Below are 15,071 nucleotides of genomic sequence, written 5' to 3'. Positions count from 1 at the left end.
GGCAGTGCTTGACTTGGCGCCGTGACGGACGACGATGCGCCCACCACCGCGGAGGAGACGGCCCCGGACAAGCCAGCCACGGCACCCGGCAAGCCGCGCCTCAGCGATGCCTTCCGGCGCCGGCGCCGCATGCTGGCGATCGCGGGCGGGGTCCTCGCCGTGCTCGTCATCGCCGTCTGCGCCACCGGCATCGCGCTGATCAGCGCGATCGACGGGCTGGCCGACCGGGCCGAAGACAACGAGCGCGGCGTTGCCCGCACCGACACCGCCTGTACCGAGCTTGAGCGGCGGCTCAACCGCCTGGTTCCGCCGGGCGCGACGGAAAACCCGCAGGCCCGGGCCACCGCCATCCGCAATGAAAACGCGGCCGTCCGGCCGTTCCTCGCCGAGCTCGACCAGCTGCCCGGCGACCGCCGCGAGCACCGGCGCGACTGGCTTGACGCGTGGAGCACGCTCGTCGAGGCCCGCGCTGCCTATGCCGGCGCCCTCGACCGCCAGGTCGGCGGCGGTGAGCCGGCGTTTTTCGTGCCGCCGCAGGGCCAGCGCGGCAAGCCTGTCGTGGAGCGCTTGGTGGACGCCGGGCCCGACTCGTGCGACGGGTCGGTGCGCCGGCTGGCCGCGCCCGACCTGTAGTGAACTACTACACAACGTCCTGGACTTACGTAACCCCCGCGACACAGGCAAGACTCCCATGCACGTGGCCGTCAACACGCGGCGTAACGTGTAGCACCGAAACCGCGCGGATGCGCCGTTAGGGAGACATAAAGAATGACGACTACGGCAACGAGGCCGGGTGCGCGGGTGCGCGCCGCCATCGCGGCGAAGACCCTCCGCACGGACCGGTGGTGGTTGGCGCCGCTCATCACCGTCATCGGGCTCGGCGGTTGGGTTGCGTACGCGACGGTGCGGGTCTTCATGCACGACTTCTACTGGGTCGAGCAGTACCACTACCTGACCCCGTTCTACTCGCCATGCATCACCGACCGCTGCATACCTGAGGCCGCGCACTTCGGCACCTACCTGCCGGGCTGGTGGATCATCCCGGAGGCCGCCTTCAGCCTCCCGTTCCTGCTGCTCTTCCGGCTCACCTGCTACTACTACCGGAAGGCTTACTACCGCGCCTTCTGGATGTCGCCGCCGGCCTGCGCCGTGCCGGACGGGCACAAGACCTACAGCGGCGAGACCCGGTTCCCGCTGATCTTCCAGAACGCCCACCGGTACGCCTTCTACGCCGCGGCCATCATCTCCGTGATCAACACGTACGACGCGATCCTGGCGTTCCACAGCCCAGAGGGCTTCGGCTTCGGGCTGGGCAACGTGATCCTGGTCGGCAACGTGGTGATGCTCTGGGCGTACACGATCTCCTGCCACTCGTGCCGGCACATCGCCGGCGGCCGGCTCAAGCACTTCTCCAAGCACCCGATGCGCTATCGCTTCTGGACGTTCGTCTCCAAGCTGAACGTCCGGCACATGCAGCTGGCGTGGATCACGCTGGGCACGCTGGCGCTGACGGACTTCTACATCATGGCCGTGTCCGCGGGTTGGTTCTCGGACCTCCGGTTCATCAACTAAAGGCGCCCAGATATGACTACGCGAATCGAACGACACCACTACGACGTCGTCGTCATCGGGGCCGGTGGCGCCGGCCTGCGCGCGGCGATCGAGGCCCGGCTGGCCGGCAAGAAGACGGCGATCATCTCCAAGTCGCTCTTCGGCAAGGCGCACACGGTCATGGCCGAGGGCGGCGCCGCCGCGGCGATGGGCAACGTCAACAGCCGCGACAACTGGATGGTCCACTTCCGCGACACGATGCGCGGCGGCAAGTTCCTCAACAACTTCCGGATGGCTGAACTGCACGCCAAGGAGGCGCCGAACCGCATCTGGGAGCTGGAGACGTACGGCGCGCTGTTCGACCGTACGAAGGACGGCAAGATCTCGCAGCGAAACTTCGGCGGCCACGAGTACCCGCGGCTCGCGCACGTCGGCGACCGCACCGGCCTGGAGCTGATCCGCACGCTGCAGCAGAAGATCGTCTCGCTCCAGCAGGAGGACAAGGCCGAGACCGGCAGCTACGACTCGCGCATCCGCGTCTTCGCCGAGACCACGATCACCGAGCTGCTGCTCGACGGCGACAAGGTGGCCGGTGCGTTCGGCTACTACCGCGAGAGCGGCGAGTTCGTGCTCTTCGAGGCGCCGGCCATCGTGCTGGCCACGGGCGGCGTCGGCCGGTCGTACAAGGTCACGTCGAACTCCTGGGAGTACACCGGCGACGGCCACGCGCTCGCCCTCCGGGCCGGCGCCACGCTGATCAACATGGAGTTCCTCCAGTTCCACCCGACCGGCATGGTCTGGCCGCCCTCGGTCAAGGGCATCCTGGTCACCGAGTCGGTCCGCGGCGACGGCGGCGTGCTGAAAAACTCCGACGGCAAGCGGTTCATGTTCCAGTACGTCCCCGACGTCTTCCGCAAGCAGTACGCGGAGACCGAGGAGGAGGCCGACCGCTGGTACGCCGACCCGGACAACAACCGCCGCCCGCCGGAGCTGCTGCCCCGTGACGAGGTCGCCCGCGCCATCAACAACGAGGTCAAGGAGGGTCGCGGCTCACCGGCCGGCGGCGTCTTCCTCGACATCGCGAGCCGCCTGCCGGCCGAGGAGGTCAAGCGCCGGCTCCCGTCGATGCACCACCAGTTCAAGGAGCTGGCCGGCGTCGACATCACCAAGGAGCCGATGGAGGTCGGTCCGACCTGCCACTACGTGATGGGCGGCGTCGAGGTCGACCCGGACACCGCGGCGGCGCTCGGCACCGTGCAGGGGCTCTTCGCGGCCGGCGAGGTCTCCGGCGGTATGCACGGCTCCAACCGGCTGGGCGGCAACTCGCTGAGCGACCTGCTGGTCTTCGGCAAGCGGGCGGGCGAGCACGCGGCGGTCTACACGGACGCGCTGCCGGCCCGGCCCCGCGTGGCACAGGCCGACCTCGACGCGGCCGTGGAGACGGCGCTCGCGCCGCTGACGCGGGAGGGCGGGGAAAACCCGTACACGCTGCAGCAGGACCTGCAGGCCGTGATGGGCGACCTGGTCGGCATCATCCGCCGCAAGGGCGAGCTCGAAGAGTCGCTGGTCCGCCTCGCCGAGCTGCGCGAGCGGGTCAGCAACGTCAGCGCGGCCGGCGGGCGCCGGTACAACCCCGGCTGGCACCTCGCCATCGACCTGCGCAACATGCTCGTCGTCTCGGAGTGCACAGCGAAGGCGGCGCTGGAGCGGGAGGAGTCGCGCGGCGGACACACCCGCGAGGACTTCCCGTCGATGCGGCCGGAGTGGCGGCAGGTCAACCTCGTCTGCTCCCTCGACGGCGACAAGGTACGGCTCGAGCACAAGCCCCTGCCGAAGATGCGGCCGGAGCTCATCAAGCTCTTCGACCGCACCGAGCTTTCGAAGTATCTGACCGATGAGGAGCTCGCCGAGTTCGACGCGCTCGCTGAGGAGGCTGCCAAGTAATGGGCGCGAAGCGTCTTTTCAAGGTCTGGCGGGGCGACGAGACCGGTGGTGACCTGAAGGACTACGAGGTCGAGGTCAACGAGGGCGAGGTGGTCCTCGACGTCATCCACCGTCTGCAGGCCACGCAGACGCCCGACCTGGCATGCCGGTGGAACTGCAAGGCCGGCAAGTGCGGCTCCTGCTCGATGGAGATCAACGGTACGCCGCGACTGGGCTGCATGACCCGGATGTCCACGTTCGCCGAGGAGGAGACCGTGACGGTCACTCCACTGCGGACGTTTCCGGTGATCCGCGACCTGGTCACGGACGTCTCCTTCAACTACGAGAAGGCGCGGCAGACGCCCGCCTTCGCACCGCCGGCCGACCTGGCCCCCGGCGAGTACCGCATGCAGCAGGTGGACGTCGAGCGCTCGCAGGAGTTTCGCAAGTGCATCGAGTGCTTCCTGTGCCAGAACACCTGCCACGTGGTCCGTGACCACGAGGAGAACAAGCGGGCCTTCGCCGGGCCGCGGTACCTCATCCGCGCGGCTGAGCTGGACATGCACCCGCTCGACGCGAAAGAGGACCGCAAGGAGTACGCCCAGTCCTCGATGGGAATGGGTTACTGCAACATCACCAAGTGCTGCACGGAGGTGTGCCCCGAGCACATCAAGATCACCGACAATGCGATCATTCCCATGAAGGAACGGGTGGTCGACCGCCGGTACGACCCGCTCGTGTGGCTGGGCCGGAAGATCTTCCGGCGCGACCAGCTCGACGAGGCGGGCGGCGCACCGGTCGCGGCCACCGTCGGTGCGCACGCGGAAGGGTCCGAAGTGGAGCAGCAAGGGGTCAACTGGCACCGCGAGGTGCCGCGCCCGCAGACCGCCCCGGTCGGCGATGACGGCAGGCTGCCGATCTCCGAGGTGGCGTTCGACCGTCCGGGCGGCCCGTCGCCGTTCGGCGACGACGTGACGTTTCCGCTGCCGCCCGAGGGGCTCAACTACGCACACCCAGAGCGGGACTGAGCGAGGCAACAGCGTGTCGAGGGCACTCCGGACGTGGTCCGGGGTGCCCTCAGCGCTTCAGAAACGGTGGCAGGGCGGCCACGATCGGCGCGTCGGCCGGCAGCCACTGCACGGAGAGCAGCTCCTCCGCACCGAGCCAGCGCAGCTCCTCGTGCTCCAGGGCCTGCGGGACGCCCCCGTCGAGCAGTTCGGCCGTGAACACGCGCAGCAGCGCCCGCCCGTGCCCGAGCAGCACGTCCTCGCCGACGCGTTCGCCGACCGCGACCCGGACGCCGAGCTCCTCCTCGCACTCGCGGACAAGCGCTTCGACGTCAGATTCGCCCGGCTCGACCTTTCCACCCGGAAACTCCCACATACCGGCCATCTCGGGCGGATCAGATCGAGCGCATGCCAAAACCTTCCCATCTACGATGATCGCGGCGCCGACGATGATCCTTTGGTTAATCCGTTCGGACTGCACGGCCGACCAGCCTTCCAGATCAATAAGGAATTCGGGTGCCTGAGCCGTCCTGTAGGGCACCAGAAGACGGAAATGTGGGCGTGGACACACCAGCCGCTTAGCGGCAAGACTGGGGGGCACCGAACGATGACGAGATGGCGACGATTTGGCCACAAGCCGGCAACGACGCCTGGGAGGTGTGGCATATGCGTGCTCTGTGGGGAAGCAGGGCCGGCCGTGACTATCTCAGCGACGCCCTGACCCTGCTGCCTGGCTGGACCCGCGAGGGTCGGCAGATCAAGCGCACGCTGGTAATCGACGACTCACAACACGCGGCACTCACCGAGCGTATCAAGGTGGTCGCCGATGCGTTACACCTGCAGCCAGAGGTCCGGCGCCTCGACGGGCGCACCCAGATCCGCCTGACGCCGCGTGACGGCGAGACCATCACCGAGGGCGAGGTCACGCTGGCCGCCCGCATCGAAGACGCGTACCGGACCGTGACCAGCGGCGCATAGCCGACCGCGCTCAGACGTTGAAGCGAAACTCGACCACGTCGCCGTCGCGCATCACGTAGTCCTTGCCCTCCATGCGCACCTTGCCGGCCGCCTTGGCCGAGGACATGGAGCCTGCCGCCATCAGGTCGTCGTACGAGACGATCTCGGCCTTGATGAAGCCACGCTGGAAGTCGGAGTGGATCACACCCGCGGCCTCGGGCGCCGTGGCGCCGACCGGGATCGTCCAGGCCCGCGCCTCCTTCGGCCCCGCTGTGAGGTACGTCTGCAGGCCCAGCGTGCGGAAGCCGACCCGGATCAGCTGGTGCAGGCCCGGCTCCGGCTGGCCGATCGACTCCAGCAGCTCGCGGGCCTCCTCTTCGGGCAGGTCGATCAGCTCGGACTCGACCTTGGCGTCCATGAAGACCGCCTCGGCCGGCGCGACGATCGCGCGCAGCTCGTCCAGGAACTCCGCGTTGGCCAGCTCCTCCTCGTCGACGTTGAAGACGTAGAGGAACGGCTTCGTGGTGAGCAGGTGCAGCTCGCGCAGCTCGGCCACGTCGATGCCGGCCGCGGCGGCGCCGGCGTACAGCGTGACGCCCTCGTTGAGCAGCTTTGCGGCGGCGGCAGCGGCGGCGGCGACCGAAGCCCGGTCCTTGCGGAGCTTGGCCTCCTTCTCGAGCCGGGGCAGCGCCTTTTCGAGCGTCTGCAGGTCGGCGAGCATCAGCTCGGTGTTGATCGTCTCGATGTCGTCGGCGGGCGAGATCTTGCCGTCGACGTGGACCACGTTCGGGTCGGAGAACGCGCGCACCACCTGGCAGATCGCGCTCGCGTCGCGGATGTTCGCCAGGAACGCGTTGCCCCGGCCCTGCCCCTTCGACGCGCCGCGCACGAGCCCGGCGATGTCGACGAACGACACCGGCGCGGGGATCACCTTCTGCGAGTCGTACAGCTCGGCGAGCTTGGGCAGCCGCGGGTCGGGCAGCCCGACGACGCCGACGTTCGGCTCGATCGTGGCGAACGGGTAGTTGGCGGCGAGGACGTCGTTTTTCGTCAGCGCGTTGAACAGCGTGCTTTTGCCGACGTTGGGCAGGCCGACGATGCCGATGGTGAGACTCACGGGCGGCCAGTCTACGCGCCGGCCCGCCGCACCCCGCCGCCACGGTCATGTCCGAAATCCGCGAGCTTATCGCCGCCGGGCGGGGCACGATCGATGGCGTGGAGTTGGACTTCGAGCGGTGCTACCGGGCCGTCGACAGCCGCGACGGGCGGTTCGACGGCTGGTTCTACACCGCTGTCACGTCGACCGGCATCTACTGCCGGCCGTCCTGCCCCGCCGTCACGCCGAAACCGGAAAACGTGCGCTTCTACCCGTCCGCGGCTGCCGCACAGCGCGCCGGCTTCCGAGCTTGCCGGCGGTGCCGCCCGGACGCGGCGCCGGGCTCGCCCGAGTGGGACGTGCGCGCGGACGTGGTCGGCCGGGCGATGCGGCTGATCTCCGACGGCGTGGTGGACCGCGACGGCGTGCCGGGGCTGGCCAGCCGCCTCGGGTACACCGAGCGCCACCTGCACCGCATGCTGGTGGCCGAGCTCGGTGCGGGCCCGCTCGCGCTGGCCCGGGCGCAGCGGGCGCAGACCGCGCGCATCCTGATCGAGACGACCGACCTGGGGCTGGCGGAGATCGCGTTCGCGGCCGGGTTCGGCAGCGTGCGGCAGTTCAACGACACGATCCGCGAGGTGTTCGGCTCGGCACCGTCCGGGCTGCGCAAGCAGAAGCGCGGACCGGCGCCCGAGACCGGGGCGATCCACCTGCGCCTGGCTTACCGGCCGCCGCTGCACGCCGAGTCGCTGCTTGAGTTCCTGGCGCTGCGGGCGGTGCCGGGCGTGGAGGAGGCGGACACCACGACGTACCGCCGTTCGCTGCGCCTCCCGCACGGCACCGCAACGGTCGAGCTGACCCCGACGCCCGGCTACGTGGCCGCGCTCCTGCGCCTGTCCGACGTGCGCGACCTGGCTCCGGCCGTGGCCCGCTGCCGCCGCCTGCTCGACCTGGACGCCGACCCGGTGGCGGTGGACACCGCGCTGGCCGAGGACGAGGCGCTCGCGCCGATCGTGGCAAAGGAGCCGGGCGTACGGGTGCCGCGCTCGGTGGACAGCTTCGAGATGGCGGTACGGGCCATCGTCGGCCAGCAGATCTCGGTGGCCGCCGCGCGGAAGGTGCTCACCAACCTCGTTCCGCCCGGCCAGGCGCTCTTCCCGGGCCCGGAGGAGGTGCTGGCGCTGCCGGACGAGGCGTTCAAGATGCCGTCCGCACGCCGGGCCACGATCCGGGCGCTCGCGTCGGCCATCGCCGGTGGCGAGCTCGACCTCGACCCGGGCGCCGACCGGGAAGAGGCGGTACGCAACCTCACCAGGCTGCCCGGCATCGGCTCCTGGACCGCCGGCTACGTCGCGATGCGCGGAATCGGCGACCCCGACTCGTTCCTCCCGACCGACCTGGGAGTGCGCCGCGGCGCGAAGGCGCTCGGCCTCCCCGACGACCCGAAGGCGCTCGACGCGCACGCGGCCCGCTGGGCACCGTGGCGCTCGTACGCCCTGATCCGACTCTGGAGACACGCATGAACAGCACTGTTGTGCACACGCCCGTCGGGCCGTTCACGATCCTGGCCAGCGACGCGGGTGCGGTACGTGCGGCCGGCTTCACCACCGACGTGGGGCGGCTGCTGGCGCTCGTACACCCAGGCCTGCGGGAGGAGCCGCGGCCGCGACCGGACCTCGGACCGGTGAGCGCGGCGGTGCTGTCCTATTTGGATGGTGATCTGAGGGCGATCGACGAGGTGCCGGTCGAGCAGCGCACCGGCGGTGCCTACCTCGCGCACGCCTGGGACGTGCTGCGCGAGGTGAAGCCGGGGCAGCCGGTGACGTACACCGGGTTCGCCGAGCTGGCCGGCCGCCCCGAGGCGATCCGGGCCGCGGCGAGCGCGTGCGCGCGCAACGCGGTCGCGCTTTTCGTGCCCTGCCACCGGGTCGTGGGCACGGACGGGACACTTCGCGGATACCGCTGGGGGCTGGACATCAAGAAGTGGCTTCTGGCACACGAGGGGACAACAAACTCGTAAACGTCAGACGTAACAGCTAACGTCACTGTGTGCATTACGACGGTGACCGGCGCCATCCCGTGCACAACTTGTGGCGCATCCGCCGTTATGTCCGTCCTTACTTGGCTTTGATGATCTGGCTCGTGTTCGCGGCGTTCGCGGCCACGGGCGCCAGCATCGCCGTCCCGCTTGTCGTCCAGCGTGTCGTCGACGGACCCATCGCCAACGACGACCCGACCGGCCTGTGGTGGCTCGGCGGGCTCGCGGCCGCCTTCGGGCTCATCGAGGCAGGTCTTATTTTCATCCGGCGATGGACTCAGGCGGCGTCCGCGCTCGGCATGGAAACCACGATCCGCAACGACGTCTACGCGCATCTCCAGCGCCTGCAGATCGGCTTTCACGACCAGTGGCAGTCCGGGCAGCTGCTGTCGCGCGTCACCGCCGACCTGTCGGTGATCCGGCGGTTCCTCTCGTTCGGGCTTGTCTTCCTGATCGTCAACACCGCTACGTACATCACGGTGGTGGCGCTCCTCATCCATCTGCGGTGGCCGCTCGGCCTGCTGGTGGCGGCGAGCGCGGTGCCGCTGTTCATCATGAGCCGGCGCTTCTCCCGGGCGTACATCGCGGCGTCCCGCCGCATGCAGGACGAGCTCGGCGACGTCGCCACGCTCGTCGAGGAGTCGGCGCAAGGGCTGCGCACGATCAAGGCGTTCGGTCGGCGGCCGTTCATGGCAAAGCGCTTCGGACAGGAGGCGCGGCAGCTGCACGACACCGCGATCGGCAAGGGGCGGCTGCTCGCGCTCAGCTCGGCTCGCTTCGACCTGGTGCCCAACCTCACGCTCGCGGTCGTGCTGGTCGCCGGCGCCGCCACGGTGGCCGCGGGTGACATGACGCTCGGCCAGCTCGTCGCGTTCGTCTCGCTCCAGCTGATGCTGATCTGGCCGATCGAGTCGCTGGGCTGGATCATCGCAAACGCGCAGGAGGCGATGACCGCCGCCGACCGCATCCACGAGGTGCTCGACACCCCGCCCTCCATCGTGGACAGTGATGGGGCGGTCGCGGTGACCGAGTCCCGGGGCACGTGCGGTTCGAGGGGGTGACGTTCACCTATCCCGGCACCGACACGCCGGTCCTGCGCGGCATCGACCTCGACGTGCGTCCCGGCGAGACGCTTGCCATCGTCGGCACGACCGGCTGCGGAAAGACGAGCCTCGTCTCGCTGATGCCGCGCCTCTACGACATCACCGGCGGGCAGATCACGCTCGACGGGCGCGACATCCGCGACATCAAGCTCGGCTCGCTTCGGCGTCTGGTGGGCATGGCGTTCGAAGATCCGACGCTCTTCTCGATGTCGGTGCGGGAAAACCTGACCCTCGGCCGCCGCGAGACCACCGACGACGAGATTTACGAGGCGCTGCGGGTGGCGCAGGCCGAGTTTGTGTACGAGCTGCCGTGGGCCCTCGACACCCGCATCGGCGAGCAGGGCCTGTCCCTGTCCGGTGGGCAGCGGCAGCGGCTCGCGCTGGCCCGCGCGGTGATCGGCCGCCCGCGCGTGCTGGTGCTTGACGATCCGCTCTCGGCGCTCGACGTGCACACCGAGGCGCTCGTCGAGGACGCGCTGGCCCGCGTGCTGCACGGCACGACCGCGCTGCTCGTCGTGCACCGACCGTCCACAGTGGCCCTCGCCGACCGGGTGGCGCTTCTCGCCGACGGCCAGATCACCGCCGTCGGCACCCACTCGGAGCTGCTCGAGACCGTGCCCGCCTACCGCGCCGCCCTGTCCGCCGAAGCCGTGGGAGCTACCGGCCCCGGCGGAGACGTGGAGCGAAGCGGTGTCGTCAGCCGATAGCTGGCGCGGCCGGGCGGCGGACCAGGCCGCGGATCAGACCCTGGCGGAGACCGGCTCGGTGGTGCGGCTGCGCGCCCGCAGCCGGGTGCTGCTCGCCTCGCTGATCCGCCCGCACCGCCGCGCGCTCGGGCTCGCCATCGGCCTGCTGCTGCTGCAAAACGCCGCCGGCATGGCCGGCCCCTTCCTCGTCATGCTCGGCATCGACAAGGGCATCCCACCCCTGCGGGACGACGGCGACCCCACCGTGCTCATCGTGATCGCCACCGCGTTCCTGGCCGCGGCCATCGGCGAATACCTCGGCAAGCGCGGCTTCCTCATCCTCTCCGCCCGCATCGGCCAAGCCGTCCTGCTCGACCTGCGCCAGCGCGTGTACGACCACTTCCAGCGCCTCTCCATCGACTTCCACGAGCGCTACACATCCGGCCGCGTCGTCGCCCGCCTCACCAGCGACATGGACTCCATCGCCGAGCTCGTCGACGGCGGCATCGACGACCTCGTCCTCGCCGGCCTCTCCGTGCTCTCCGTCGCCGGCATCCTGCTCTGGCTCGACGCCCCGCTCGCCGCCGTCACGCTCATGGCCTTCCCGTTTCTGCTGTGGCTCTCCCGCTGGTTCGCCCGCGCCTCCGCCCGCGCGTACCGCCGCACCCGCGAAGCCGTCGCCCTCGTCATCGTCCACTTCGTCGAGTCGCTCGGCGGCATCCGCGCCGTACAGGCATTCCGCCGCGAGCCACGCAACCAACAGATCTTCGAAGACCTCAACGACGACTACCGCCGCGCCAACCTGCACGCCTTCCGCCTCATCGCCATCTACTCCCCCGGCATCAAGGTCATCGGCAACATCGCCATCGCCGCCGTGCTCACCTACGGCGGCTGGCAGGTCATGCAAGGCCACACCGAGATCGGCGTCCTGGCCGCGTTCCTGCTCTACCTACGCCGCTTCTTCGAACCCATGCAGGAGCTCAGCCAGTTCTACAACGCGCTCCAGTCAGCCACCGCCGCCCTGGAAAAACTCGCCGGTGTACTCGACGAGAAGCCCTCGGTCCCCCCACCGTCCACGCCCACCCCGCTGCCGGCCGACGCCGGTGGCGCCGTCGAGTTCCGCGCCGTGACCTTCCACTACCGCGCGGACAAACCGATCCTGCCCGCCCTCGACCTGGACATCCCGGCCGGCCAGACCGTCGCCCTCGTCGGCGCCACCGGCGCCGGCAAGTCCACGATCGCCAAGCTCGTCGCCCGCTTCTACGACCCCGTCGACGGCACCGTCACCCTCGACGGCGTCGACCTGCGCGACGTCAACGACACCGACCTGCGCCGCGCCGTCGTCATGGTCACCCAGGAAAACCACCTCTTCTCCGGCACCGTCGCCGACAACATCCGCTTCGGCCGACCCACCGCCACCGACGACGAAGTGGCCGACGCCGCCCGCGCCATCGGCGCGCACGCCTTCATCGAGGCCCTGCCACACGGCTACGACACCGACGTACACCGCCGCGGCGGCCGCCTCTCCGCCGGGCAACGCCAACTCGTCGCGTTCGCCCGCGCCTTCCTCGCCGACCCCACCGTCCTCATCCTCGACGAGGCCACCTCATCCCTCGACGTCCCCAGCGAACGCCTCGTCCAGCACGCCCTCCGCACCATCCTGCGCGAACGCACCGCCCTCGTCATCGCCCACCGCCTGTCCACAGTGGAGATCGCCGACCGCGTGCTCGTCCTCGAAGCCGGCCGCATCGTCGAAGACGGCCCCCCAGCCACCCTCATCACCGGCGGCGGCCGCTACGCCGACCTGCACCGCCAGTGGCGCGAGTCCCTGATCTGACAAAGCGATATGCCCCGGTCCGTTTCAGCCGCGGACCGCATGCGCGGGCCCGGGGGAAACGTGGAGCGCAGCGTTCCACCCGCGCGGCCAACGGCGGAGGGTGAGGCCGCGGGAGCGACGGTCTGGACCACCGCGGACGTCGCGGTAGCTCAAAGGGGCTTCAGATCGGAGGGATAACGCGGTGCTCGCCGCCGCGGGCGTACGTACGCTCTACGGCATGACTGATACGGTGCGGACCGCGCGCCCCGGTCTCCCGGACCGTCCCACGCTGGACGGGCTGGAGGAGAAGTGGGCGCGCCGCTGGCAGGAGGAGGGCACGTACGCGTTTGACCGGTCGAAGGACCGCTCGGACGTATACGCGATCGACACGCCTCCGCCGACCGTATCGGGCGAGCTGCACATGGGGCACGTCTTCTCGTTCACGCACACCGACCTCGTGGCCCGATTCCAGCGCATGCGCGGCAAGATGGTGTTCTACCCGATGGGCTGGGACGACAACGGCCTGCCGACCGAGCGCCGCGTGCAAAACGTCTTCCAGGTGCGCTGCGACCCCTCGCTGCCGTACGACCCGGAGTGGGCGCCCAGCGGAAAGCCGGAAAACATCTCGCGGCGCAACTTCATCGAGCTGTGTGAGCGGCTGACGGCCGAGGACGAGCAGGCGTTCGAGGCGTTGTGGCGGCGGTTGGGGCTGTCGGTGGACTGGTCGCTGACGTACACGACGATCGGGCACCGGGCCCGGCTCGTGTCGCAGCGGGCGTTCCTGCGCAACCTGGCCCGGGGCGAGGCGTACACCGCCGAGGCGCCGACGCTGTGGGACGTGGGCTTCCGCACCGCGGTGGCCCAGGCGGAGCTGGAGGACCGCGAGCGGCCCGGTGCGTACCACAAGCTGCGCTTCCACGGCGACGCACCGATCTTGATCGAGACCACCCGGCCCGAGCTGCTGCCGGCCTGCGTGGCGCTGGTGTGCCACCCCTCCGACGAGCGGTACGCGCCGCTGGTCGGCCGCACGGTCCGGACGCCGCTGTTCGGTGTCGAGGTGCCGGTGCGTGCGCATCCGCTCGCCGACCCGGCCAAGGGCACCGGCATCGCGATGGTGTGCACGTTCGGCGACCTTGCCGACGTGACCTGGTGGCGCGAGCTGCAGCTGGACACCCGCGTGGTGATCGGGCGAGACGGGCGGCTGCTGCCCGAAGCGCCGGCGGGCGTGCCGGCCGATGCCTACGCGCCGCTCGCCGGCCTCACCGTCAAGGCCGCCCGCAAGGCGGTTGTCGAGCTGCTCGGCGAAGACCTCGTCGGCGAGCCACGGCCGATCACCCACCCGGTGAAGTTCTACGAAAACGGCGAGCAGCCGCTGGAGATCGTGGGGACCCGCCAGTGGTACATCCGCAACGGCGGACGCGACCCCGGCCTCCGGGACGCGCTGCTCGAGCGGGGGCGGGAGCTGCGCTGGGTGCCGGAGCACATGCGCCACCGGTACGAACACTGGGTGGGTGGGCTCAACGGTGACTGGCTGATCAGCCGCCAGCGCTTTTTCGGGGTGCCGATCCCCGTCTGGTACCGGCTCGACGACGCTGGCGAGCCGGACCACAACCACCCTCTCACACCCAGCGAGGCGCTGCTACCGATCGACCCATCTTCGGACATTCCGGCCGGATTTACCGCCGAAGACAGGGGACGCCCGGGCGGTTTCGTGGGCGATCCGGATGTTATGGACACGTGGGCTACTTCCTCGCTTTCACCCCAGATCATCGGAGGGTGGGAAGAGGATCCCGACCTGTTCGCGCGGGTGTTCCCGATGGACCTGCGGCCGCAGGGGCAGGAGATCATCCGGACCTGGCTGTTCACCTCCGTGGTCCGCGCCCACCTGGAGCAGGGCGTGCTTCCGTGGCACACCACTGTCCAGTCCGGCTGGATCCTCGACCCCGACCACAAGAAGATGTCCAAGTCCCGTGGCAATGTGGTCACGCCGATGGCACTGCTGGAAGAGCACGGCGCCGACGCGGTCCGGTACTGGGCGGCGAGCGGCCGCCCCGGCACCGACCTCGCCTACGAGCCGCGCCAGATCAAGGTCGGCCGGCGGCTGGCGACAAAGCTGCTCAACGCGTCCAAGTTCGCCCTCGGGCTGGGCGCGGCGGAGGCGCTGCGAGCACCGGTGACCGAGGAGCTGGACGCCTCGATGCTGGCCGGCCTCGCCGGGGCGCTGCGCACGGCCACGGCGGCCCTCGACGACTACGACCACACCGGTGCGCTGCAGGCGGCGGAGGCGTTCTTCTGGACGTTCTGCGACGACTACATCGAGCTGGTCAAAGAGCGGGCGTACGGCTCACGCGACGGCGCCGACTCCGCCCGCGCCGCGCTGGCGACCGCGCTCTCGGTGCAGTTGCGGCTGTTCGCGCCGTTCCTGCCGTACGCGACCGAGGAGGTGTGGTCGTGGTGGCGGTACGGCTCGGTGCACCGCGCACCCTGGCCCTCCCGCTACGAGCTGAAGAGCGACGGCGACCCCGAGCTGCTCAAGGTGGCCAGCGCGGCGCTGACCCAGGTGCGGCGGGCCAAGTCCGAGCGGCGGCTGTCGATGCGGGCGGAGGTGCCACTCGCCGAGGCGCTCGGCCCGGCGGAGCAGCTCGACCGGCTGTCGCGCGTGGCCGGCGACTTCAAGGCGGCCGGCCGCATCGAGCGGCTCGACCTGCTGCCCGACCGGACGCCCGAGCTGGTCATCGCCTGCGCCTTCTGACACTCACTGGGCCCTGCTTCAAAGATCCCGCTCGCCTTGCTAGGCCCTGCTTCGAAGATCCCGCTCGCACCAACGGATGCGAAGCAGGGCTAGGCCCTGTTTGAAAAAGGATTGTCGAGGCGAGCCGGAGTCCAGGCGGCGT

At 70.0% G+C, this 15,071-nt stretch carries 10 protein-coding genes and 3 pseudogenes; 11 read left to right on the top strand and 2 right to left on the bottom strand.

Annotated features, from left to right (window positions below; genetic code table 11):
- Nucleotides 1–21: 21 nt before the first annotated feature.
- From Phou_RS23270 to Phou_RS55580, 5 genes and pseudogenes are all read left to right on the top strand, one after another.
- Complete coding sequence (locus tag Phou_RS23270) at nt 22–633, top strand: hypothetical protein (protein ID WP_173057939.1); 612 nt, start codon at nt 22–24, stop codon at nt 631–633.
- Between the two features lie 135 nt (nt 634–768).
- Nucleotides 769–1,572: a succinate dehydrogenase subunit SdhC gene (gene sdhC, locus Phou_RS23265; RefSeq protein ID WP_173057938.1), complete on the top strand. Its 804-nt coding sequence runs from the start codon at nt 769–771 to the stop codon at nt 1,570–1,572.
- Between the two features lie 12 nt (nt 1,573–1,584).
- A complete protein-coding gene (locus Phou_RS23260) occupies nt 1,585–3,495 on the top strand; it encodes a fumarate reductase/succinate dehydrogenase flavoprotein subunit (RefSeq protein WP_173057937.1) in 1,911 nt (636 codons plus the stop codon).
- A pseudogene (locus Phou_RS23255) lies at nt 3,495–4,247 on the top strand (succinate dehydrogenase/fumarate reductase iron-sulfur subunit); the annotation flags it as partial. The gene Phou_RS23260 and the pseudogene Phou_RS23255, both read left to right, overlap by 1 nt.
- Before the next feature lie 36 nt (nt 4,248–4,283).
- Nucleotides 4,284–4,502, top strand: a pseudogene (locus tag Phou_RS55580) (succinate dehydrogenase/fumarate reductase iron-sulfur subunit); the annotation flags it as partial.
- A 49-nt stretch (nt 4,503–4,551) separates the two neighbouring features.
- On the opposite strand, the gene Phou_RS23250 reads toward Phou_RS55580, so the two are convergent.
- Entirely contained in the window at nt 4,552–4,986 is a 435-nt protein-coding gene (locus Phou_RS23250; RefSeq protein ID WP_281365079.1) for a (deoxy)nucleoside triphosphate pyrophosphohydrolase, read from the bottom strand.
- Between the two features lie 152 nt (nt 4,987–5,138).
- Between Phou_RS23250 and Phou_RS23245 the strand changes: the two genes are divergently transcribed.
- Nucleotides 5,139–5,459, top strand: a complete 321-nt coding sequence (locus tag Phou_RS23245; RefSeq protein WP_371872196.1) for a 4a-hydroxytetrahydrobiopterin dehydratase — start codon at nt 5,139–5,141, stop codon at nt 5,457–5,459.
- Nucleotides 5,460–5,469: 10 nt separating this feature from the next.
- On the opposite strand, the gene ychF is transcribed toward Phou_RS23245, so the two are convergent.
- Complete coding sequence (gene ychF, locus Phou_RS23240) at nt 5,470–6,555, bottom strand: redox-regulated ATPase YchF (protein WP_173057935.1); 1,086 nt, start codon at nt 6,553–6,555, stop codon at nt 5,470–5,472.
- Nucleotides 6,556–6,653: 98 nt separating this feature from the next.
- Here ychF and Phou_RS23235 point away from each other — a divergent pair, with 98 nt between their 5' ends.
- From Phou_RS23235 to valS, 5 genes and pseudogenes are all read left to right on the top strand, one after another.
- Nucleotides 6,654–8,057 carry an AlkA N-terminal domain-containing protein gene (locus Phou_RS23235; RefSeq protein WP_173057934.1) on the top strand — a complete coding sequence of 468 codons (1,404 nt, stop codon included), beginning with the start codon at nt 6,654–6,656 and terminating at the stop codon, nt 8,055–8,057.
- Nucleotides 8,054–8,554 (top strand): methylated-DNA--[protein]-cysteine S-methyltransferase, encoded by a 501-nt coding sequence (locus Phou_RS23230; protein WP_173057933.1) that lies wholly within the window; start codon nt 8,054–8,056, stop codon nt 8,552–8,554. The genes Phou_RS23235 and Phou_RS23230 overlap by 4 nt, the downstream gene beginning before the upstream one ends.
- Before the next feature lie 110 nt (nt 8,555–8,664).
- Nucleotides 8,665–10,382, top strand: a pseudogene (locus Phou_RS23225) (ABC transporter ATP-binding protein).
- On the top strand, nt 10,366–12,198 hold the full coding sequence (locus Phou_RS23220) for an ABC transporter ATP-binding protein (RefSeq protein ID WP_173057932.1): 1,833 nt from the start codon (nt 10,366–10,368) through the stop codon (nt 12,196–12,198). The pseudogene Phou_RS23225 and the gene Phou_RS23220 overlap by 17 nt, the downstream one beginning before the upstream one ends.
- A 217-nt stretch (nt 12,199–12,415) precedes the next feature.
- Nucleotides 12,416–14,929, top strand: coding sequence for a valine--tRNA ligase (gene valS, locus Phou_RS23215; protein ID WP_173057931.1), 2,514 nt, complete (start codon nt 12,416–12,418; stop codon nt 14,927–14,929).
- The last annotated feature ends 142 nt before the right edge of the window (nt 14,930–15,071 follow it).

Source organism: Phytohabitans houttuyneae (assembly GCF_011764425.1).
GTDB classification, from domain to species: Bacteria; Actinomycetota; Actinomycetes; order Mycobacteriales; family Micromonosporaceae; genus Phytohabitans; species Phytohabitans houttuyneae.
This window is presented reverse-complemented; position numbering and strand designations above follow the sequence as displayed.

Coding starts and splice junctions, on each gene's coding strand:
- valS (WP_173057931.1), top strand. CDS start 12,416: ATGACTGATACGGTGCGGACCGCGCGCCCCGGTCTCCCGGACCGTCCC.
- Phou_RS23260 (WP_173057937.1), top strand. CDS start 1,585: ATGACTACGCGAATCGAACGACACCACTACGACGTCGTCGTCATCGGG.
- sdhC (WP_173057938.1), top strand. CDS start 769: ATGACGACTACGGCAACGAGGCCGGGTGCGCGGGTGCGCGCCGCCATC.
- Phou_RS23230 (WP_173057933.1), top strand. CDS start 8,054: ATGAACAGCACTGTTGTGCACACGCCCGTCGGGCCGTTCACGATCCTG.